At 59.4% G+C, this 21,796-nt stretch carries 19 protein-coding genes; 6 read left to right on the forward strand and 13 right to left on the reverse strand.

The annotated features are described in order from the left end of the window. The first annotated feature begins 4 nt into the window (after positions 1–4). Complete coding sequence (locus tag ACR0KX_RS04115) at positions 5–442, forward strand: hypothetical protein (protein WP_170622636.1); 438 nt, start codon at positions 5–7, stop codon at positions 440–442. On the opposite strand, the gene ACR0KX_RS04120 is transcribed toward ACR0KX_RS04115, so the two are convergent. The 5 genes from ACR0KX_RS04120 to ACR0KX_RS04140 are packed head-to-tail and all read right to left on the reverse strand — an operon-like array spanning position 433 to position 8,591. After that, positions 433–1,503, reverse strand: coding sequence for an FPP/GGPP synthase family protein (locus ACR0KX_RS04120; RefSeq protein WP_170622637.1), 1,071 nt, complete (start codon positions 1,501–1,503; stop codon positions 433–435). The genes ACR0KX_RS04115 and ACR0KX_RS04120 overlap by 10 nt on opposite strands. A 4-nt stretch (positions 1,504–1,507) precedes the next feature. Then, complete coding sequence (locus tag ACR0KX_RS04125; protein ID WP_170622638.1) at positions 1,508–3,622, reverse strand: FAD-dependent oxidoreductase; 2,115 nt, start codon at positions 3,620–3,622, stop codon at positions 1,508–1,510. Then, entirely contained in the window at positions 3,615–4,442 is an 828-nt protein-coding gene (locus ACR0KX_RS04130; protein ID WP_170622639.1) for a DUF3237 domain-containing protein, read from the reverse strand. The genes ACR0KX_RS04125 and ACR0KX_RS04130 overlap by 8 nt, the downstream gene beginning before the upstream one ends. Positions 4,443–4,456: 14 nt before the next feature. After that, entirely contained in the window at positions 4,457–5,335 is an 879-nt protein-coding gene (locus tag ACR0KX_RS04135; RefSeq protein WP_170622640.1) for an encapsulin, read from the reverse strand. A gap of 25 nt (positions 5,336–5,360) precedes the next feature. Then, the gene (locus ACR0KX_RS04140) at positions 5,361–8,591 is read right to left on the reverse strand and encodes an adenylate/guanylate cyclase domain-containing protein (RefSeq protein WP_480707919.1); all 3,231 of its coding nucleotides are present in this window, start codon (positions 8,589–8,591) and stop codon (positions 5,361–5,363) included. Between the two features lie 413 nt (positions 8,592–9,004). Here ACR0KX_RS04140 and ACR0KX_RS04145 point away from each other — a divergent pair, with 413 nt between their 5' ends. Genes ACR0KX_RS04145 through ACR0KX_RS04155 form a run of 3 tightly spaced genes read left to right on the forward strand, consistent with a single transcriptional unit; the run spans position 9,005 to position 12,772 of the window. Continuing rightward, entirely contained in the window at positions 9,005–10,528 is a 1,524-nt protein-coding gene (locus ACR0KX_RS04145; protein ID WP_480707921.1) for a DUF4153 domain-containing protein, read from the forward strand. Positions 10,529–10,541: 13 nt separating this feature from the next. Continuing rightward, complete coding sequence (locus ACR0KX_RS04150; protein WP_480707923.1) at positions 10,542–11,234, forward strand: response regulator transcription factor; 693 nt, start codon at positions 10,542–10,544, stop codon at positions 11,232–11,234. Next, complete coding sequence (locus ACR0KX_RS04155) at positions 11,219–12,772, forward strand: sensor histidine kinase (RefSeq protein WP_480707925.1); 1,554 nt, start codon at positions 11,219–11,221, stop codon at positions 12,770–12,772. The genes ACR0KX_RS04150 and ACR0KX_RS04155 overlap by 16 nt, the downstream gene beginning before the upstream one ends. Here the strand turns inward: ACR0KX_RS04155 and ACR0KX_RS04160 are convergent. Then, positions 12,738–13,592, reverse strand: a complete 855-nt coding sequence (locus ACR0KX_RS04160) for a LysR family transcriptional regulator (protein WP_480707927.1) — start codon at positions 13,590–13,592, stop codon at positions 12,738–12,740. The genes ACR0KX_RS04155 and ACR0KX_RS04160 overlap by 35 nt on opposite strands. 91 nt (positions 13,593–13,683) lie before the next feature. On the opposite strand from ACR0KX_RS04160, the gene ACR0KX_RS04165 reads away from it, so the two are divergent. After that, positions 13,684–14,679 (forward strand): zinc-binding dehydrogenase, encoded by a 996-nt coding sequence (locus ACR0KX_RS04165; RefSeq protein WP_170622646.1) that lies wholly within the window; start codon positions 13,684–13,686, stop codon positions 14,677–14,679. Positions 14,680–14,689: 10 nt separating this feature from the next. Beyond that, a complete protein-coding gene (locus ACR0KX_RS04170; protein WP_170622647.1) occupies positions 14,690–15,427 on the forward strand; it encodes an SDR family oxidoreductase in 738 nt (245 codons plus the stop codon). Positions 15,428–15,458: 31 nt separating this feature from the next. Here ACR0KX_RS04170 and ACR0KX_RS04175 read toward each other — a convergent pair whose 3' ends face one another. The 7 genes from ACR0KX_RS04175 to ACR0KX_RS04205 all read right to left on the reverse strand — a co-directional run bounded on the left by ACR0KX_RS04175 (position 15,459) and on the right by ACR0KX_RS04205 (position 21,767). Beyond that, the gene (locus ACR0KX_RS04175; RefSeq protein ID WP_480583955.1) at positions 15,459–15,989 is read right to left on the reverse strand and encodes an Lrp/AsnC family transcriptional regulator; all 531 of its coding nucleotides are present in this window, start codon (positions 15,987–15,989) and stop codon (positions 15,459–15,461) included. Positions 15,990–16,093: 104 nt separating this feature from the next. Beyond that, positions 16,094–17,110 (reverse strand): alpha/beta fold hydrolase, encoded by a 1,017-nt coding sequence (locus ACR0KX_RS04180; RefSeq protein WP_170622648.1) that lies wholly within the window; start codon positions 17,108–17,110, stop codon positions 16,094–16,096. A 58-nt stretch (positions 17,111–17,168) separates the two neighbouring features. Continuing rightward, a complete protein-coding gene (locus ACR0KX_RS04185; protein WP_170622649.1) occupies positions 17,169–18,608 on the reverse strand; it encodes a glutamine synthetase family protein in 1,440 nt (479 codons plus the stop codon). Between the two features lie 151 nt (positions 18,609–18,759). Then, the gene (locus ACR0KX_RS04190; protein ID WP_170622650.1) at positions 18,760–19,164 is read right to left on the reverse strand and encodes a cupin domain-containing protein; all 405 of its coding nucleotides are present in this window, start codon (positions 19,162–19,164) and stop codon (positions 18,760–18,762) included. A 3-nt stretch (positions 19,165–19,167) separates the two neighbouring features. Next, a complete protein-coding gene (gloA, locus tag ACR0KX_RS04195; RefSeq protein ID WP_170622651.1) occupies positions 19,168–19,605 on the reverse strand; it encodes a lactoylglutathione lyase in 438 nt (145 codons plus the stop codon). 15 nt (positions 19,606–19,620) lie between these two features. After that, positions 19,621–20,730, reverse strand: a complete 1,110-nt coding sequence (locus tag ACR0KX_RS04200; protein ID WP_170622652.1) for an aromatic ring-hydroxylating oxygenase subunit alpha — start codon at positions 20,728–20,730, stop codon at positions 19,621–19,623. A gap of 254 nt (positions 20,731–20,984) precedes the next feature. Further along, a complete protein-coding gene (locus ACR0KX_RS04205) occupies positions 20,985–21,767 on the reverse strand; it encodes a nitronate monooxygenase (RefSeq protein WP_170622653.1) in 783 nt (260 codons plus the stop codon). Positions 21,768–21,796 lie beyond the last annotated feature (29 nt).

The raw sequence follows: 21,796 nt of genomic DNA on the forward strand, positions 1-21,796 counted from the left end.
CAGCATGCTTCGTGCAGTAGATCCGACCGCGCCGATGTTGGATCAAAACCCGATATCGGATTTGGCGCGCAGTGTTTTGGACGCTGAAACCGGTCAGAAACTGCCGCTGGACGGGCCATTTCAATGCCAGGAAACCTGCAGACCGGGCGGAACGGGAACAATTGTGCTGTCCGTTGCCGCACCGGCCGGGTTCGGTGCGGTTGAGATGCGGTTCGAGGCTGGTGATCTGACGAACGAAGAAGGTGCTGTGATCCCCGCCGACCGCCTGCGGGTCGAGCCTGCCACCCTAAAGCTGGGCGCGGGGGAAGTGGCCGATGTCAGCGTTATTCTGACGGTGCACGATCTGGTGGACCCCGGCCAGTATCATGGGCGGGTTCATTGTTTTGGCTCGGAACGCTCGGCCATCGTGGTAAAATTCGATATCGCCGCCCGTCAGACCTGACGCGCGACCAGATAATCCATGAACTGACCCAGAAAAGCCCGTGGGCCGCCCTGAGCCCCGGCAAACACGTTGTCAAACTCAGTGCGCGCTGACTGAAGCAGATCATCCGCCGCGCGCTGCGCGTACTCGACACAGCCGTAATGGTGCATCCGCGACAAAACCCAGTCGACATCATGGGTCGAGCGGTCTTGTCTGGGGTCGGACAGAAACCGGGACAGGCGGTCTTTTTCGCGCTGCTCGCCATTCAGGCTGAGCTGGCTCAGCATCAAGGTCCGTTTGCCCTCGTATATATCGCCGCCGATTTCCTTGCCGTATTTGTCTTGACTTCCGACAAGGTTCAGAACGTCATCCTGTATCTGAAATGCGGCCCCCAGAAAGAAGCCAAAGGCGTTGAAATCGTCCAGATTCAACCGGCCCGAGGCCACATCATCCGGTCGCGCGATCAACGCTCCAATCCGCAGCGGGTGGATAAAACTGTACCAACAGGTCTTTTTCAGACACATGGTCAGGTAATCCGCCGGGGTGACGTCCATCCGGTTGTCGCGAATCCACCCAAGCTCGATCGCCTGCCCTTCGATGGATTGCAGCAGAAGGTGATCGAACTCATCCAGCACGCGCGCCGATGTCTCGGGGCCCAGCGGGTCCAGATTGTCGCGCAACAGACGTAAAGCCAGCGCCTGCATGCCGTCGCCCGTATTGATCGCAAGCGGCACGCCGAGGCGTTTATGCATGCATTCCCGGCCGCGACGGAAATCGCTGACATCTTCAATGTCGTCATGGATCAGAAACGCGTTGTGCAGCAGTTCGATCACCGCTGCTGACACGATGGCATCTTCGGTTTTGCCGCCGAACGCCTCGCAGGTCGCCAGCAAAAGCGCCGGGCGCAGCCCCTTGCCGGACGTTTCGATATAGTCGCGGATTGGGCCGTACAGATAATCTTGGGGCTCATGCGTCGGTAGCCGGCCCAACAACGCCTGCCGCGCCTGATCCCCGTAAGAGGTCAGTTGTTCCAGAAATCCTTGCGTTGCCGCCGGATCCAGATGCGCGGTGGATGCGCTCACAGGCTCAGCCCTTCTGCGTGATGATGACTTTGCGGCGCGAACCGCCCGCCGCGCCGGGGTTCGGCTTTGAATTCAGCGATGTGCCCATGATCCGGTCCACGCCGGGCACGGATGAGGGCTCGGCCCCGGTTCCGACAACGTCCAGCGCGACCTCTTCGGCCTGCTCTGCACCCGGGATTGGGATGTCTACACCGGGCACGTAAGACGCCATCACGTCATACAATGCGGGCGGAGGGCACACCATCCGCAGCGCATCCGCAATCGCGGGTTCTTCGACAAACCCGCCGGGCTTGGAATACTCGCTGGCAATTGGGCCGACAGCGGCCAACGGCCCTTCACCCCCGCCCGTCGTTCCCGTGGTGTCCTGCGCGGTGCGCAGCGATGCCTGAACCGCCTCGGAAAACCGATCATCCCAGGGCAGACCGGCCTGATACCGCGCGTAATCATAGGCCCGCAGGGGGCGCAGAATATCCGGTTCGTGCAGATCCCAGATTTTGCAAAGCTCGGCGTCGGAGTTGCTGCGCCTTAGGATGCCATTGACAGCGCGCCGCGCGGCTTCGTTCGCGCCTTCCATGGTGGCAAGGTCGGTGAAGGTACGTACATAATCCGACGCTAGGAAGAAATTTGGGATCAGAGTCGCCGCGTTGGGCCGCAAGCGCCACGTGTTGATGCGGTTGACCAGCAGCGGCTCGACATTGCTCATCCGCGAGGGGTGCTCGGGGTCGGCGACAATATCGGGATCGAGGAACCAATAGTGCATATCCTCGTCGCGCAGAACGGTTTGGCCGTCCACGTTGAGGCTGCGTTTCATCTGCGCCCAGACCTCATCCGCGATCTCTTCGCGGGTGCAGTTGCGCGCGGTCTTGCCGTTGAGGCCCGGCTTGTCCCATTCGGAGATATCGATAGACAGCAGGCCCTTGGTCTTGCCCTCGGCCCAGTTCTCGAAATTGATATCGGGCCAGAACTGTTTCTGCGACACGGCAGTCAGGGCCCATGGACTGTCGATGAAGATCACGTGGCCATGGGTCAGTTCGACCTCTTTCGTCAGGTAATACTGGATGCCGTTCATCCACTGGACGTTCTCAGCCAACAGCTTCAACTTGGCCAGCGCCGGATCCAGAGCGGTCATCGACCGGGTTACAAGCGGCGCGATCCGTTCAATTGGCAGCGCGCTGATGAACCAGTCACCGGTGACCGTTTCCTCTTTCCCCGCCCGCTCGACGGTGGCGCTGACGATCCGTCCGTCGTGGCATTCGATGCCCGTGACTTTTGAATCGAAGTGATATTTCACACCCTTGCTCTCAAGATAGTTGAGCCAGGGCTGGATCCAGACCAGATTTGTCGGCCCGTTCAGCAATCGGTTGCAATGCGGTTCCGGTGTGGCAATGCCCAATTGCAACTGAATGGCGATATCGCCCACGGTCTTGGTGCTGGCCGTTGTGGCCTTGGCCGCCACCAGCGAGCGCGTGAGGCCAATCGCCAGAAACTTCTGATAGGCTTCCGACCGTTCTTCGGCCCCGATGAAATCCCACCAACCGGTGCGCTCATACTCATCCTCGCGCCGCTCCTTGCACGAGGTTGCAATGCGCCACATGCAGCTGATGAAATGTTCGACATCCTCGAACCCGATTTCATCCCGGGGCGAGATCGTGAAGGCAAAGGTCTTGAGCGCATCCGCGACCTCTTTCAGCGACCGGGGAGAGCGTTCGGGAACGATAATGCCCGGCTTGTCGAACTGGCTGACCAGAACCTGCGTGGTCGGCATCAGGTTATCGAAACAGGTGCCCTTGTCGTAATAGGGCGTGCGGGCCATCGTGTCGGTGATGTGGCGGTAGAAGTTCGGGAAAAAGCGGAACCCGTGTTCGCCCGGCAACCAGGGGCGTTTCACACCAGGCGGGAAATCCGCGCCGTCCATGTCGACCCATTGCTGAAGCGCCTCGATATGCTTGGCTTTCGATCCCCGGTCATCTTCGCTTTTCATCACGGGGATGCTGCGTGCCTTGCCCCCGGCGATCAGTTGTCGTTCATAAACCTCAACTTCGAACCCGCGCTCGATCAGCTCATGCGCGGCACTCATCCCCGCCACGCCGCCGCCCAGTATGACCACCTTCTCAGGCATCGGATGTTCCTTTCGCGGAATAGACGTCAAAGCGCAGTGTGACGTCGGACAGGCTCGCCTGCCCGATCCCGATCCCCTGCACCCGGTTCAGCCACTTATAGTTGGGGTTCGACGTCAGATAACGTGAGGCAATGTGTACCGGGGCCGTGGCGGGCAGCTGCCCCTTGCACAATGCGGCAAAGGCCGTCTGACCAAAGTCGCAAATGCCCGAGTCCTCGAACATGATCGGCGCGCCACCATCGTCCGGTTTGATCATCGCCCGCGCATTCAGACTGCCCACCCCGTCCGGTCGCACCTGCATCCAGTCGCCGCCCACCGGCTCAATCGTGCCATTCAGCTTCGGGCCGCAAACCGTGCCCCCTTCGCGGATGGCGAAATGCAGCCAAAGCCCTTCCGGGGTCTCTCCGGTGGTGCGAAAATTTGCGTCAAACGGAACCACAAAACGCGCGATATGGTCCAGAGCCGGCGATACCGGGGCCGCATCTGCTGCCGGTTTTTGCGCTGGCTTGACCTGCTGATAGCCCGGATCAACTTCGCGACCCCGGCTTGTCAGAACGGGGCGCCAGGACATCGGCTTGCCCGCCAAAGCAAGGGGCAAAGTGGCGGCGAATTGCTGCATTCCGGTCTTCGGGTCACACCCAACAGGCCACCCCCGCACCGCGCGTTCCGGTCCGCCCGCTTCGGAAAACAGCAATCGCAACGTGTCGTGCGACGATACAGCCGGTCCGGCCTCGACCAGAACCCGCTGAACCCCGCTGACGGTCTGGGTGACCGCCTCGGACCACCGCAGGGTAATCCCTTTGTCGGTGAACTCGCGCACGACCCCGTCCCCGATCAGAAGTGGATTTTGGTAACGGCCTTTTCTTCCTTGATCCTGAGACGGAATTTCTGCTGCACGCGGAAGACATGCTCACCCTCGGACGAGGTTTGCAGGTATTTGACCGCGATATCCGAAGGCACAACGATTTCAATCGGCGCCCCTTGCAGCGAGACCAGAACCGCTTCTTTTGCCGGAATGGCGCCAGAGCGCAGCAAAGGCCCGTCTAGGAAGGGAAGGATGCTGTCGCGCGGCAGAACCATCGAGTTTGCCAGCGGAGTTGTCACCGCCTCAAACAGATCGTTACCCATGACACAGGCAAATGGACCCAGATGGCCTTCGGTTTCCAGTTTGTTGATACCTTTCACGACCGCCTGGAACACTTCGGTTCCTGTGGCGTTAGTCCCCGTTTTGGTTCCTTTGGTAGGGTTATTTGCCCCGGCTTGCAAAAGCCCGTCATATGCGCCGCCGCCGCTGACGGTGAAAATGTTTGGCAGCTTCCCGGTCCCAGTTGAGGGTGGAGCCTGGTTTGCTGCAGGTTGCCCCTTGAACACAATCAAGTCTTCGACCCGGGCGACAACAGTGGCTGCACGCCGGAACATGAGCTGCGCTGCGGCAAGTTCCGGATCGGCAATCTGGGCACCCTTCAGAAACACATTTACCGATACGGTTGTCAGGCGCGAGGTGTCATAATCATTCACCACAAGGCGATCGACTGCACCGCCCCCCGTGGAATCCACCTCCAGCGTGTTCAGCGGAACCGATTGCGTATCGGCTGGCAACGGCCCGTACAGGGGTAGAAAACTGGCAGCGACCCGAGATCGAAGCGCCTCATCATGAACAACCTGATTGACGGTGCTCCACTGCTCTTGACTCCATTCAAGTGCCTCGGTCATCAAAAATCCCTCCAGTTGGTACTGCTCAACTGATCTTGGCAGCTTTTTCAATATTCGTCGTATCGCTCAGCGTTTCCAACAAACGCCGGGCGCGATCTTCCAAAACAACGGCACCGGTTTCCTGGGCAAGCTGCAGTGCCGTCTTGGCCTCAGCTATCGCAGCGTCCCATTCACCACGGGCGGCAAAGGCCTTGGCCCGGACCCGATGATATTCGGGCTTGTTCAGCGTCTCACCCCGATCCCAACCGGGCTGGCACACATGCTCAAGCCGCTCCAGAGCCGGATCAATATTGCCCTGATCAATCTGTAATTCTGAAAGAACAATCTGATTCTGCGGAAAAGTAAAGTTCCCACCCGCATTCGAGACGAGATCCATGTACGTTTCCACCCGCTCGGCCCCGCCTGCGACGTCGCCCATACCGGCCTGCGCCAGACCCATATAGATGTCTTGCATCGCGTGCAGATACAGGAAGCCTTCCTCATCCGCGATCTTGCGCGCTTCTTTCATTGTCTTGTCCATCCGCTCCCATTCCCCGGCATAGGGCAGGAACATCGAACAGGCCCCCATGATGTAAACAAGGTTGGGCGCGTGTTTCAGCGATCTGCTGATTTCGATGGATTCCAGACGGGCGGCCTCGGCCTCTTCAAACTTGCCAAGTTGCCATAGCAGACAGCCCTTGATGGCCTGGAAAGAGGCCGCCGTAGACGATTGAGTAATGGGCAACATCGCCAGATCCATTTCCGGTGTCAGCAGGTCCAGCCCATAGTCGACATGGTGCTGACATTCGGCAAACTCGCCCCGGAAATAATGCGTGAAGCTCAGGGCCCGCGACGCCAGAACCAGTGTGACCGGATCCTGCACCGCACCGGCCATTCCGGCCAGGGCCTGCCCCATCTCCATGGCGCGGTTCATCTGACCGCCGACGAAGAAATTGGTCCATCGGCAGAAAGTCGCCGCAAACAGCGTTTCGCCATCGCCAAGCGCCTGCGCAAGCTCCATCGCGCGGGCGGCGGTCTGGCCGACCTGATCCGATGACCAACCATAGATTGCCATATAGGCCGGAAGCACATTCATCTGCACGCGCAGTTCCAGACCATCGCGATCCGGTGCAACGGGCAGCGTGTCGATGTTGCGAAGCGCCGCACGGAATGCCGAAATGGCTGGCAGATTGGCCAAACGCGACAACGCCTGCTCGCCAGCTGTAATCCAGTGGGTGACGGCCACGTCATTCAGCCCGCCCAGATCGCAATGATGCGCGACTGTGTCGGGGGCCGGAGTTCCAAATGCTTCATGCCCGGCCAGAAGCGCCTCGGCGATTTGCAGGTGCAGCTTTTCGCGATCATCCAGCAGCAGCGAGTTATAGGCGGTATCCTGAACAAGCGCGTGGTTGAACGTGTAGGTCGGCGAACCGGCATCGCTGGTGGCCAGAACCAGCCCTGCGGCCATCAGCTGAATCAACGCCCCGTCCACATCCGTGCCATCCGGTGCAACCGCGCGGATCATCGGAGCGGTAAAGCTGCGCCCGATGACCGACCCAAGCTGCGCAATCGGTTTGGCCTTTTCCATCCGGTCAAGACGCGACATGAGCGAGTCCTGCAAGGTCGCCGGAATGCTCAGCATATCCAGAACCGCAGCGTCGATCGGTACGTCATGAGGCAGCTGATCCAGAACCGCCTTGGTCATTTCCTCGATATAAAGCGGCACGCCATCCGCCTTCTGGATGATCTGATGCACCAGAATAACCGGCAGGCTGCGCGGCTCTGCAACGCGGCGCACCAGCTCTGAAGCTTCCGATTTGCCCAAAGGTGTCAAATCGATGATCTCGGCCCGGCCTTCGAAATGCTCGGGCGGTTCATATTCCGGGCGATGCGACATCACGATCAGGATCGGCATTTGATCCAGTGCGCCAACCAGCGCGTCCAGCGCATCCAGTGTCGTTGCGTCTGCCCAGTGCACATCTTCCAGCACCAGCAACATCGCACCCTGCTTGTCGCAAACACTGCCGGCACATCGGATCAACAGGTCCAAAGACATCCGGGCCTTTTTCAACGGATCGGATTCGACCGGACCGTCTGCCGACAGACCGGCAAGATCCACCAGCAGCGGCAGATCGGCGTCAGTCAGGCGCGAGGCGTCCTGAACAAACTCGGCAATTGCCTGTTTCACCGCCTCTTCACCCGTGCCGTCATTGGACATGCCGCGAAGGTGCCCCTGCAGCGGATGCAGCGGCAAACTGGCCAGATGCGGAACGCATTGCAGGGTCAGCGGAACGGTATCCAGCGTCTCGGACAGGGACTTGATCAGCCGCGATTTGCCGATCCCCGCCGCACCACCAACCAACGCCAGCTTGCCCGAGCCGTCCTTTGCACTTTCCCACAGACCCGTGAGGGTCGACAGATCGCTTTGGCGCGAAACCAAAGTCACCGCAGATTGACCGGACCGCGCGTCAAACCGGCTGGGGGCGACTACTTCGGAGACGACCCGATAAACGGTGCGTTCGTGTTGAAAGCCCTTCAGCTCATGACTGCCGCGGGGTTCAAAATCAAACGCCCCTTTGGTCAACTGCCAGGTCTCGGATGCCACAATGGCCTCGCCCGGATCGGCCAGCCCTTGCAGGCGCGACGCAAGGTTTGCGGTTTCCCCAACCAGAAAATCCCCGGTGCCCAAGCTTTTGGACGACACGGTACCAACGACGACAAGACCGGTTGCAATGCCCGCCCGCAGATCCAGGTTTTCACCGTATTTGGTATCCAGATTCTGCACCGCCTCGATGGTTTCAAGAACCGCGCGTACTGCGCGTTCGGCATCATCCTCCATCGCTTTGGGATAGCCGAAATACATCATGATCCCGTCGCCCTGACGATACGCCAGGTGGCAGCCATGCCGTTTCATCGTTCCGATTGCGGTGTCCAGATACAGAGTCATGATCTGCATCAGCTCTTCCGGATCATAGCGTTGCGCCAATTGGGTCGAGCCAACCAGATCGCAGAACACCAGTGTCAGCTGGCGACGCTCGGCCACGCGGGACAGTTCGGGATTGTCCTCTACTTCCAGCCGCTTCAGCTCGATCTGGGCCTGCCGAAAACGCTTTCTCTGCCCGACTGTCAGGCCAAGATCGCGCAGCTCGGGATCTGTCAGATCGTCAAGAAGTTCATCCGAGATTTCTTCTTCGGCAAATCGGGATGCGTGTTCTTCCAACCCGGCCTTTTCAAGGACTGTGATCAGGCGGGCCGAATGGTCGACAACCTGAGTCATGGTTCCGTGCCTCTGCACATCTTAGTTTCCCCCTGTCACCCGTCCTAAACAACAGATTAACGGCAAAAACTTGCCGAATCTACACAATAGGATTGGCGCGGTTCTTAACTTGTTAGTTTCTGTTGCAAAAGAGTATCCGAATTACAGGGATTTACGGGGTTTCCAGCTACAATCTTCCGTTATTTAGGGGTTTAGACCAAAGCGCCTGACATATGTTCGGATCGCAATGTTCGTAGGCCTGCAACCATACCGCGAGCGGTGCTGAAAATCACTGATCCTTATGGAAGTTCTGCCGGTCATTCTGCGGAAAATCTGCACAAAAGCCCCCCGATCTCTGCGCGCATGGCTTCGCAAAGCTGCAATCGCGCCCGGCATTGCTGTGGGCAACAAAAACAGCAAGCAAGAGACAGAGCATGAGACAGGAACTGATCATTCAGGGCGTACCCGATCGCATCAAACGAGACGCATGGTGGCTGGAAACGGTCAGCACTCCGCAGTCCCAGCAACGGCGTCTTTCAACACCTGACGGGCCGTTGCTGAAATCCCTTCGGATGCAGCACGCGATCCCGTTGCTGGCGGCGTTGATCACGCTTGCGGATTGGCTGTTCTGGAACCAACCGGCGGGTATTTCGGTCGCGGTATTCTCGTTGCTCTTTGCGGTGGCCATCATGGTTGCCAGACCACTGCGGCCCAGCCCGATCCAATGGCTGGGGTCCATGACCTTTGCGCTTATGTGCAACTTGCCGGTTGCGGTTGATCTGCAACCCTTGTCGCTGATGTTCAGTTTGGGCGGGATCGTGTGCCTTGCCGTTTGGGTCGTTTATGGAAGCCGCTCGAACGAGCACCTTGTCCTGCGCTCGGCCCTGACACTGCCAATTTTTGGAAGCCTTATGCTGTTTCGCGACACCGCGCGGGCCAGCAAATCGGTCGATGTCGGATCGTGCGCTCGCAATCACGCGGCGTCGATGCTGTTGCCCCTGATCATGGGCGGGGTCTTTCTGGCCCTTCTGTCCAGTGCCAACCCGCTGCTGGAGGGTTTTCTGTCCCGGCTGGATCCGGGTCAGATGTTTGTGTTGGATTTCTGGCTTAGGGTGCTGTTTTGGGCCGTCGTTGCCTGTCTGATCTGGCCCTATCTCAACCTCAGCGAAAAGCTGCTGGGGTCGACCACAACCAAACCGGTTGCCAGACAGGCCGGGCCGGGTCGATCCGCCTTTTTGGTCAATCCAGCGTCGGTCCGAAACTGTCTGTTTCTTTTCAACGCCTTGTTTCTGGCCCAAACCGTCATGGACCTTGGCATCCTGACCGGCGGTGTCGCCCTGCCCGATGGGGTGAACTATGCCGAATACGCGCATCGCGGGGCTTATCCGCTGGTGGTCACAGCCCTGCTTGCAGGCGTCTTTACTCTGCTAACCCACAGCATGATCCGTGAGGACCGGACCTTGCGCGCTTTGGTCTACCTGTGGCTTGTGCAGAATGTTTTTCTGGTCGTCACGGCCGCGTTCCGGTTGCAGCTATATGTCGAAGCATATGCCCTGACTCACCTGCGCATTGCGGCATTTATCTGGATGGGTTTGGTCATGGTCGGGCTGGTTCTGACCCTGTTGCAAATCCACAATGGCCATAGCAGCGTCTGGCTGTTGCGCCGATGTTTCGCGGCCGCGCTGGCCACGCTGTATGTTTGCTGTTTCGTGAACTTCTCAGGGATTGTCGCCGATTACAATCTGCGCCATGGCGATCTGGCCTCGCGCGATACCTATTACATCTGCGGTCTGGGGGCCGATGCCTTTCCGGCCATACATGCAGTCGAAATGGAAACGGATCAACAGATTTGCGGTCGTGCAATGTATTATGATCTGCGCCGAGACAGGATCACCAACTGGCGCGAATGGGGCTTTCGGAGATGGCGTATCCAAGCCTATTATCGGCAGCAGAATTGAAGGACCGCCGTTGATGCCCGCACGCATTCTTGTTGTCGATGACGACCCCAATATCCTTGAGGTAACAGGGATCGCGATTGAAAAAGCTGGCTATGAAACGCTGTTCGCTACCGACGGCGTTTCCGCCTTGGGCAGTTGTCAGGCAGAGCGCCCCGACCTGATCGTTCTGGACATTGGCCTGCCCGAAAAAGACGGGCTGGAAGTTTGCCGCGAGATCCGTAAATCCTCGGACGTGCCGATCCTGTTTCTGACCGCGCGGGATGATGAGATTGACCGCATCGTGGGGCTTGAGATCGGGGCCGACGACTATCTGACCAAACCCTTTTCCCCGCGAGAGCTGGTGGCGCGGATCCGGGCCATTCTGAAACGCAGCACCGCATTGGTGGCGCAAGCGGACCAGGGCCTGACGCGGGGCCGCCTGCATCTTGATCCTGACCGCCATGTTTGCCGGTTCGACGGATTGGACGTGTCTCTGACCGGGTCCGAGTTCAGATTGCTGGCCACGTTGATGGCCCGGCCCGATCATGTCCTGTCGCGGGTGCAGCTGATCTACGCGCTGTATGGCTACAACATACACGTGTCCGACCGGACCATCGACAGCCACATCCGAAATGTTCGGGCCAAACTGGCCTCAGCCGGGTGTGGCGACGGTATCGTGACCATCCATGGTGTCGGGTTGAGGATGGGTTCATGCCTGCCCGGCTAAGCCGAAGATGGCGCCCCCGGCTGTGGACAGTTGTCCTGTTGGTCCTTGCAATCGTCCTGTGCCTACCCTTCGCCGGGCTGATCCTGTTTCGGTTCTACGACAGCCAGCTGGTGCAACAGACCGAGGAAAGCCTGCTATCCCAAGCCGCTGTAATGTCTGCGACTTTTGCCGAACTCTACGCGGACGCAGCCGGTGCGCAGCCGCCCGACCTAAGTTCGTTTTCCGTGGATGACGCGGTGTTCCCATCCCTGTCCGTCAATCGTGAAACGATCCTGCCGCCCCGCCCGGATGCGGTTCCGGTGACAGCATCAACCAGGCCTGTCTATCGCGACATTGCCGAATTGCTGACTCGCATGTCTGACGCCGCACAAGCGCAGACACTGGCGGGCTATCGCTTCCTGGATGCCGAGGGGCGTGTCTTTGCCGGTACCGCCGAGATCGGCAAGGGGATGGGCCATGTCGAGGAGGTCCAAGCCGCATTGGCGGGCGATACCACCTCGGTCGCGCGAACGCGGTTGCGCGATGACAAACCCCCCGCGCTCTATACGTTCAGCCGTGGTGCACGGGTGCGGGTCTTTGTGGCGATGCCGGTGTTCATCGATGAGACGCTGATCGGGGCCGTCTATATCAGCCGCACACCGAACCACATCTTCCGCTTTCTGTATGGCGAACGGTCCAACCTGATCAAGGCGGCCATCTTCGTCGCCTTGTCCACCGCCCTGATCGGCTACGTCTTCTGGCGCTTCATCACCCAACCCATTCGCCTGTTGATTCAGCGCAGCCAGTCTGCGGGCCATGGCGGCCAGCCATGGAAGCCACCCGAACAGCTCGGAACCCGCGAGTTGGAAGATCTGAGCCGCAGCTTTCAGTCGCTGACCGAACGTCTGCAACGCAAGCAGGACGCGCTGAAAACCTACACGGCGCATGTCACCCATGAACTGAAATCCCCCCTGACCGCTTTAAAAGGTGCGGCCGAGTTGTTGCGGGATGATGATCTGCCCCAGCCGCAAAGGCACAGGCTTCTGGATGCGATCGACAAAAGCAGTACGCGGATGGAGGATCTGCTTGCCAACATGCGCGCCTTCAGCCTGGCCGATCAGAGCGCGCTGGCCGGGTCCTGTTGCCTGGCCGATATCGAACCAGAGTTGCGGCGGGCATTCCCGAAACTGGCCCTGAAGATCGAGGCCGCAACCACCCGGTTACCGGTCGAGGCCCGCACACTGACGCTTATGCTGACCCATCTTTTGCAGAACGCGCAACAGCATGGGGCGCAAACGGTTTACCTCAGCACGGAACACAGCATTCGCAAGACCAGCCTGCGCATCAAGGACGATGGGGCGGGGATCAGTGAGGGCAATGTCGGCAAGGTGCTTGAACCCTTTTTCACCACGCGTCGGGACAGTGGCGGCACCGGCATGGGCCTGAACATCGTCAAGGCGACGGCCGAAGCGGTCGACGGGACGCTTGACATCGATCCCGGCAATGGCGGCGCTTGTTTTGTGATTACTTTCGATCAGGATCGCGACGCGACGCCATGAAATCGATCAGCTTCCGCATACGTGCAGGCAGCAAACGACGACTGGGGTAGACCGCATACATCTCGCGGGTCAAAGGGGTTGCGCCATCAACGGTCAGAGGTCGCAGACCGGCCCCGGTCATATCCGTTGGAAGCATCGCGACACCAAGATTGCGTCGGGCGGCATCCTCAAGGACGCTCAGATCGGTGAGGCTGTGCACGATATGCGAGGGGTGGATGCGCTCTCCTGAATCAAGAACCCAAGGCTGCCCCGCCACAAGGGCGGGCAGTTTCAGAAATTCTGCCCGTGTGATCGCGCCCTCCAACCCATGCTGTTTGACGAAGCCATCGCCTGCGCAGAAACAATACGGAATCGACCAAAGACGCTTTGCCACCAGACTGGAATCCCCAAGCGGCCCGACCCGGAAAGCAAGATCGACGTTGTACCGGAAGAAATCCAGCATTGCGTTTGTGGTTGTCAGTTCCAGTTGAATGTCCGGATTTAGGACCGCGAAATCCAGCAGGCGCGGGCCAATGGTGGTGCGTGCCGCCAGCGGTGGGGCCGTGATGCGGATCACGTGGCGGTTTGTGTCCTCGCCTATCACCGCAATGTCCTGCAACGCCTCGATGGGGTCCTGACAGCGATCCAACAGATGCCGTCCTTCCTCGGTCAGTCGGACTTGTCGCGTGGTGCGTTCGAAAAGTTTGGTTTCCAGAAGATCCTCAAGCGCCGCAATCCGCCGGCTGACACGGCTGAGCGGTATGTTCAACCGATCCGCCGCCTTGGAAAAGCTAAGATCCCGCGCGACGGCGGTAAACAGGGCAATGTCGTTGTAGATCATTATTCTATTTTTGGGAATTTATCTCCTGATCTCAACTATTATCTCGAATAGGCGATCTCTCTATCTTCGGTCCATCAAGACGGAGAAACCCATGTCCTACGCGATCAAACTCTCACAGACCGGCGGGCCTGATGTGCTGAGCAGGTCGGCCATTCACCCCGCAAAGCCCGGCGCGGGCGAAGTTCTGATCCGCAATCACGCGGCTGCGGTCAATTTCATCGACACGATCATTCGACGCGGCGAAATGCCCGACGGCATGATGCCCGCCCTGCCCTACATCCCCGGTGTCGAAGGCGCAGGTGTGATCGAAGGCATCGGCGACGGGGTCGACGGCTTTGCGATTGGGGACAGGGTCGCCTGGATGGGTCCGATTGGTGCCGGTGGCTACGGCACGCACTCGATCATCGGCGCAGCTTACGTTACCCGAATCAGTGATAGTGTCAGTTTTGAACTGGCCGCATCAATCCCCGTAAACGCCATGACCGCCTATCACATGCTGGTCAATCTGGGCGGCGCGGCAAAGGGAAAAACGGTTCTGGTGCATGCGGCTGCAGGCGGTGTCGGCACCATGATCCAGCACATCGCCAAACATCTCGGCATGACCGTGATCGCCTCGGCCAGTACCGACAAGATGGGCTATGCCAAAGCGCAAGGCGCGGATCATGTCATCGACTACCGAATCGAGGATGTCACGGCACGGGTGCTGAACCTGACCGGCGGTCGCGGCGTTGATCTGAGCCTGAACCCTATCTCGGGCGACACATTGACATCAGACATGGCGGCCCTGGCCCCCTTGGGAACCGTTGTGCTGTTCGGCTTTCTTGCCGGTCCGCCAACCGGGAGTTTTGCCGGGGACCTTGGGCAGCACTTTCAGAAATCCATCGCCGTGCGGGTCAGCGATATCTACACCTATTTCAACGATCAGCCGCAGGCATTCAACGCCGACCTTGCGACGGTTTTTGACCTGCTGGGTCAGGGTATTTTGCGCCCACAGATCACCACACTGCCGATAACTGAGGCGGCAAAAGCCCATCGTCGGCTGGAAAGCGGCGAAACCACCGGCAAGCTTGTACTGACAATCGAATAAGGAGATCGCTATGTCTGACGCATTGGAAACAAACCTGTCCGGCCAGCATGTCGTCATCGTGGGCGGCAGCAGCGGCATGGGCAAAGCGACCGCAAAACTGGCCAAATCCTGCGGTGCCAAAGTCACGATTGCAAGCCGCGACCCCGGCAAACTGCAAGCGGCTGCCGCTGAAATCGGCGATGTTGGACTCGCTCCGGTCGATACCACCGACGCTGCTGCGGTGACGGCATGGGCCGCCAGCCTTGGCACCGTTGACCATCTGGTCATCACGGCCTCAAGCGCGGCGCATGGTGCGTTCACGGAACTGCCCTTGGACCAGCTGCGCACCATGTTTGAGGCCAAGTTTACCGGGCCCTACATCACCGCACGCGAGGTGCTGCCCTATCTGACCGACGCAGGATCGATCACCTTCTTCTCGGGTGTTCTCAGCCGCCGTCCCTCGGTCGGGGCGACCGGGCTTGGGGCCGTCAATGCCGCCGTCGAAGCGCTGACCAAAGGGTTGGCCCTGGAACTGGCCGGACGCGCGCGTGTGAACTGTATCAGCCCCGGAATGGTTGCCACCGAAGCCTATGCCGCGATGCCGGAAGAGGCACGTCAGGGCATGTTCGCTCAGGTTGGTGACGGCTTGCCGGTCGGGCGTATCGGGCAGGCTGACGAGATCGCGATGGCCGTGGTCATGGCCATGGAAAACGGATTTCTGACCGGAACTGTTCTGGACATTGACGGGGGGCACATGGTGCGCGCCTGACGAAGGTTTGCCAAGGTTCTGAAACCCGCCTTTATGTCGTGTCGCCCTGTTCCCAGTCGCGCTTTAGCAGGAATTGGTTTTTGAAGTTCTTAAGACCCAGCATGACTTCGGAATCCACGATATCCTTGTCAGCGTGGATATGATCTTCCAGGAACGCGGCCAGATCGTCGGGTTCCTCGCACACCATTTCGACCATGAGATCATATCGACCGGTGACCCACAGGATGTAAACCACGCCCGAGACGGAACCCAGCCGCTCCGCCACCGCCTGAGGGGTGACGCCCGGTGCGACTTTCAGGCAGATCATCGCGTCCGCCTTGTATTCCGACGCCACCGGGTCCGCGATGGCGACAATCCGCAACAGACCCGCGTCCTTCATCGCATTCACGCGGTTTCGCACCGTCCCTTCCGAGACATCCAGCTTCTGCGCAATTTCCGAGAATGCCATGCGGCCATCCACTTCCAGCATCCGGACGATCTCGCTGTTCAGACGTTCTTCGACCGAGTGCGTCGCCCGCTGGCGGGTTGGTTTTGCTGTGTCTGGCTTTCGCGGTATGTTCAAAACGGGTTCCTATCACTCAAAGTTCTGACGCGTTTGCCGGCCAGCGCAAGGCATGTTAGCCAGTTCGCCCTGCTCTACAAGCCTTGGGTCTGTGCCCCAAAGGATCACTCGCCCAGCAACGTGCGAATGCCCGCATCCAGCGCAGCCGTAAAGCCCGGATCGTTGCCGGGATTGGCGGCGCAATGGCCCCAGGGTGAATCGTAGGGCCGGAACTCGGCATTCGGCATGTGCTGCGCCTCGATCGCGTTGTCTTCGGGGGGGAAATACAGGTCCTGCGCGCAGGGCATCAGGATCGCGCGGGCCTTGATCGCCCCTAGGGCGGCCTTGAAATCACCGTTGTAAAGCGGCCCGGCCGAGATGTCGCCCGCCTGCCATGTCGCCAGTTTGGCCAGCAGGTTGTTGGCGTCCCAGCCCTCGACATGGTCAACCTCCCAATCGAGCAGCAGATCCTCGATGCTGTCAAAGCCAAGCTGCTTGTAAAGCCCCTCGCGATAGAAGGTTTGCGAGAACGCCCAACCCGCATAGACCCGCCCAAACGCCTTCAGCCCCGCGACCGGCGGGCTGTCGTAGTCGCCGCCATTCCAGCTTTGATCAGCACACAGCGCGGCCTTGACCCCTTCGAGAAACACAAAGTTATGCGGCGAGGTTTTGGCCGAGGCGCAAAACGGCAGGATCGCCTGTACCATATCGGGGTATTGCGCCGCCCATTGATAGGATTGGCACCCGGCCATCGACCAGCCTGCCACCAATGCGATCTGATCAATCCCCAGATGGTCATGGATCAGCCGATGCTGGGCGGCGATGTTGTCCCACATCTGCACCAGCGGAAAGCGCGGCCCGTCCTGCGGCGCGGGCGTGTTCGACGGGGACGAGGATCGGCCATTGCCAAACAGGTTCGGGCTGACGATGAAGTGCCGGGCCGGATCAATCGCGCGACCCGGGCCAAAGAAGCCTTCGTTGCGGGAATTGGTGCCGGTGTAGAAGGTGGGCAGGACAATCACATTGTCCCGTGCGGGCGACAGGGTGCCATAGGTCTGATAGGCCAGCCGGGCATCTTTCAGGACTTCGCCTGACAACAACTGAAAATCGCCCAGTTCGAGTATCTGAAAGTCCTGCGTCATCATCCGCCCCGCCGTTCTTGAAAGACGGCCCCGACACATGCCGGGACCGTTTGATTTGTCAGTAGAGCCGCAGGTATTCCTGCACCTCCCAGTCGGTGACCGACTGGTGATACCGCTCCCACTCGTCGTTCTTGTATTCGAGATAGGATTTCCGCATCACCGGCCCCATCACATGCTCGGCCATGTCATCGCTGCGCAGCGCCTCGATGGCGTTGAACAGGGTTCGCGGCAGGCGGCGGATGCCCAGATCAGCCAGCTCACCCTCAGTCTTGGAATAGAGGTCGAAATCGGTGGGCTTGCCCGGATCGATCTTGTTTTTGATCCCCATCACTGCGCAGGACAGGTGCATCGCCATCGCCAGATAGACGTTCATCGTCATGTCGCAGGCCCGATTTTCGATGCAGTGGCGGCTTTGCGGCAGGCGGAACTGGGCCGAGCGGTTGTTGAACCCGTAGGTGATGTTGGTCGGCGCCCACGTGACGGTGCCGCCCTCGAACCCACCCACACGCGGAACCAGCCCGTTATACGAGTTCACGGTCGGGCAGGTGATCGCGGTGATCGCCTCGGCGTGCTGCATCAGACCACCCACGGCCCAGCGGCTCTCGTCGCTCCAGTCGCCATCGGTGGTTTCAAAGATGTTCTCGCCGGGGCGGCTTTCATGCTGCATCGACATATTGATATGCGCGCCCGAGCGCCAGTCGCCCACGGTGGGTTTCGGCATGAAGGTCACGAACATGCCGTGCTTCTTGGCTACTTCCTTCAAAACGATGCGCAGAAACGCCAGACGGTCGGACATTTCCAGCATGTTGGTATAATGGAAATCCAGCTCGAACTGGGAATAGGCCCCCTCGGCCACCACGTCGTGCAGGTTCCAGCCCAGCCCCTCGATGATGTCGATCATGTCCTTGAGGAACGGCATCGAGTCGACCGAGTATTCCACGTCATAGCCAAAGGCCTGACGACGCGGGCGCAGGCCGTCTGCCGGGTCGTCATCAAAGGCTTTCACCGGTTGACCGGCCTCGTCATATTTCATGACGATGAATTCAGGTTCGACCCCGGCATAGCCGGTATAACCTTCCTGCGCGGCCTCGTGCATCGCGCGTTTCAGCGCCTGTCGGGGGCAGACATTATATGGCGCGTCCTCCCAATAGAGATCCGAGAAGATGATCGCCATCGAGGTGTCCCACGGGCAGATATAGACCGCATCCAGATCCGGCACCACGACCTGATCACTGTCGGCGGGGCTGAGTTCGGGGACGAATGAGATCGAATGCACCGCAAATTGTGGCCCTTTGCCCAGGCAGAGCTGTTCAAAATCGCTCATCGGGACGGGCTTGGTCTTGGGGATGCCGTGCAGGTCGATCCAGGCGCCCATGACATATTTCACGCCCGCCTCTTCCAGTCGCTTTTTCACCTCGGGAATCTTCGGCCGGTTGCGTTCGACCGCGTCGTGAAAGCTTTCGTAATAGATCTTGGCGCTGGTGTTGTCTTTGGGCATTTGGCGTCCTCCTGTCAGGGTGCCGCCCGTCGTTTGGATCATGTCCGGGCGGTCTGGATTCTGGGCGTTCATTCGCCATTTGGGGGGAAGGCAGACACCCTATTCGCGGGGAGAGCACATTGGGTGCCTGCCTTCAGGTCGCAGCGGTGCGTCAGCCCGCTACAAAATCGTCCGGATCAATGCCGGGGACCTTGGTGATCCCGGCCAGTTGCTTCCAGTTATGGGGATAGGCGGCGTAGAAGATCACGCAGCGATCATCCGCCTCATACGAGATGTGGTTGTCCTTTGGGATGAACAGCACATCGCCGCGGTTGCAGATATATTCCTCGCCATCGCAAACCAGCCGGAAGGTGCCTTCCAGGCAATAGATGATCTCATCACAGGTCAGGTCCCACGGCACCTTGATGTTCTTGAGCACATTGATGCCGCCGCACATCGTATCGCTGAAGGCGCTGGTCACCATCGGTTTGATATAGGTATCGCTGTCGCTATCGCCGATCTGGTTATAGCGGTCTTCGACAAGGTCCCATTTCATAAGTCTTGGTGCGTTGCCCATGGATCAGGACCCTTCCTTGGCCAGATGTTTCAGAATGCTTTCGTTCAGTTCGACCTTGTAGCCATCCGGGTCCTCGCAAAACGCGATCACGCGGGTGCCGTTCTTCATCGGTCCCGGCGGGCGGGTGATATTGACGCCAGCGGCTGCCAGATCCTCGCAGGCTTTGTAGACGTCAGGGGTTTCGATGCAGATATGGCCCCAGCCATTGCCCTTGTCGTAAGGCTCTTCCTGATCCCAGTTCGCGGTCAGTTCCAGCGTCGGAGACTCGGCCTCGGGGCCATAACCGATGAAGGTGTTGGTGAACTTACCTTCGGGATAATCCGTGCGTCGCAGCACCTGCATGCCCAGAATACCGCAATAGAATTCCAGCGATTTTTCCATATCCATCACGCGCATCATCGTATGCGCCAGACGGAAGCCGCTGCTTAGGTTGTCGGTCACTGTTTTCTCCCTAATTCAGTGATGTTCGGCGGTGGCGACATCACGGGCCACCAGTTCCTGAAATGCGCGTACGCTGTCTTCCCAGGCCGGGGACAACACACCCCCGGCTTCCGAGACGATCGAAGACCGCCCCAGTTGCAGCCGTTCCGTCATTTCGTGATCTTCCTTGTGGACGTCCCACCACAGCTTTTTCAGCCCCTCAACTTCCTCGGGCGTCAGGGATTGCCCTTCGGTGGTGTAAAGCGCCCGCTTCTGCATCATCGTGCCGGGGCCGGTGGGGATGTTCAGATAAACCCCCAACTGATCGGGGAAGTACCGGCCCAGAATGAAGTTTGGATACAGCGTCAGATAGCGAGAGCTGACAGCCAGACTGCCGGATGTGCCAACCTCTTCGTCCAGATCGACTGCGCTGCCCAGGCAATTGCCATCGATGATCGTGTAATGATCTTCAAGCGGCTGATCGGTGGTCGAGGCATGGACGAACTGCACGTGATAGGGCTCGATGAAGTTCTCCATGATGAACTTCCAGTTGCAGGCAATTTCGCCGAAATCCAGCGTACCGATACAGTCGAGCTTGTCCCAGTCCATACCGTCCAGACGGGTTCGGATTGCGGCGGAATATTCCTCGAAATCGGGGGCGTTGCCGTCGAGATTGACGAAGATCCAGTCGTTCCAGACATGGCTGCGCACCGGAACCAGACTGTTCTGCGATTTGTCGAACCCGTCGGCCTGATGGTCGTTCGCGCCGCCAAAATGGGGGGCAGCACGCAGTTGCCCATCCAGATCATAGGCCCAGGCGTGATAGGGGCAGCGGATCAGCTTGCCCAGGTTCTTGGGCGCGTCCACCAGCGTCAGACAGCGGTGGCGGCAGATATTGTGGAACGCCTTGATCTCGCCCGCCGTATTGCGCACCAGCAGCAGGGGATGTTCGGCCACGGTGACGGGAACCGCGTCCCCAACCGCCTGCAATTCATGGGCAAAGCCGACGCAAACCCAGTTGCGGGTAAAGACCGAGGCGCACTCGGCCCGCCAGAACTCCGCATCCTTATAAGCCGCCGCAGGCAAGCCGTGCTTCAGGGTTGAATCCTCGTAGAAGGGCTCAAGCAACGAATGGATTGGCTTCATCGTTCAAGTTCCTGACACAGGGTTTCGAATTCAGCAGCGCAGCCGTGGTGGTGATACGGCCTCGCCTTGATTGAGCAGTAGTGAACTGCGAAAACCGCATCCTGTCCACTACTTTTTGCGAAACCATCACATAAATTCTGCTGATCCCTCAAACTTTTCGTGAGATTGGCTCTTTCGTGTCAGATTTTCGCAAAATTTACTGAGGCGAATGTCGGGCGCGGCAGAATGGGATGGTCGCCTTTTGCGACTCGGGATCAGTGAATCACTTTGCGCTGCGCGTGCTTCATCAGGCGGCTTGCCCGGTTCGAGATGGTGCTCAGAATGTCCTGTACCGGCGCAATATCCCGGATCAGACCGATACTCTCACCCGAATATGGGACTGCGTCGTCGTGATCCCCTTGGGCCTGCAAGATTCGGCGTATTTGCGCATCTGGCAGGTCACTTTCCGCACTGGCCCAAAGCCGCGTGCCCATCAAAACGCCATCCGCGCCCAGCATGAGGCAGGCTGCCAGCCCCCGGGCATCGGCAATGCCGCCTGCGGCCAGCACGACGATGTCATGGTCTGCATGGTGCATATAGTCGGCCACTTCCGGCAACAGGCACAGTGTCGACCGCCCGCCCGCCTCGCCACGTGCCACAACGACATGCGCCCCGGCTTCAACCGCCATCGCGGCGCTTTGCAGGTCGTGGACCTGACAGATCAACCTTGTCTTTGCCTGTGCGATCCGGGGCGCGAACGGACGCGGATCGCCATCGGTCAGAAAGATTGCACGCGGGCGATGCTTTAGCGCCAGATCAAGCAGGTCGGGATTTCGCTTGAGATGCGCGGCGCTGAAACCGCAGCCAACCGATTCATTTCCCGCCGCACGGAACTGGGCTGCGATCCAATCGCCATTCTGTTCGCCGACACCGATCATCCCCAACCCACCGGCCCGCGCCACGGCCGAGGCCAGCCGACCATCTGCCATCCCCGGCAACGGGGCCAGCACAACGGGGCTTGTCAGCCCGAACAGACGGGTCAATCGCGTGTCGATCATGCTCCACCTCCTCAAAGACAGCCGAGTGA

It is taken from the genome of Ruegeria sp. BG5 (genome assembly GCF_056538425.1).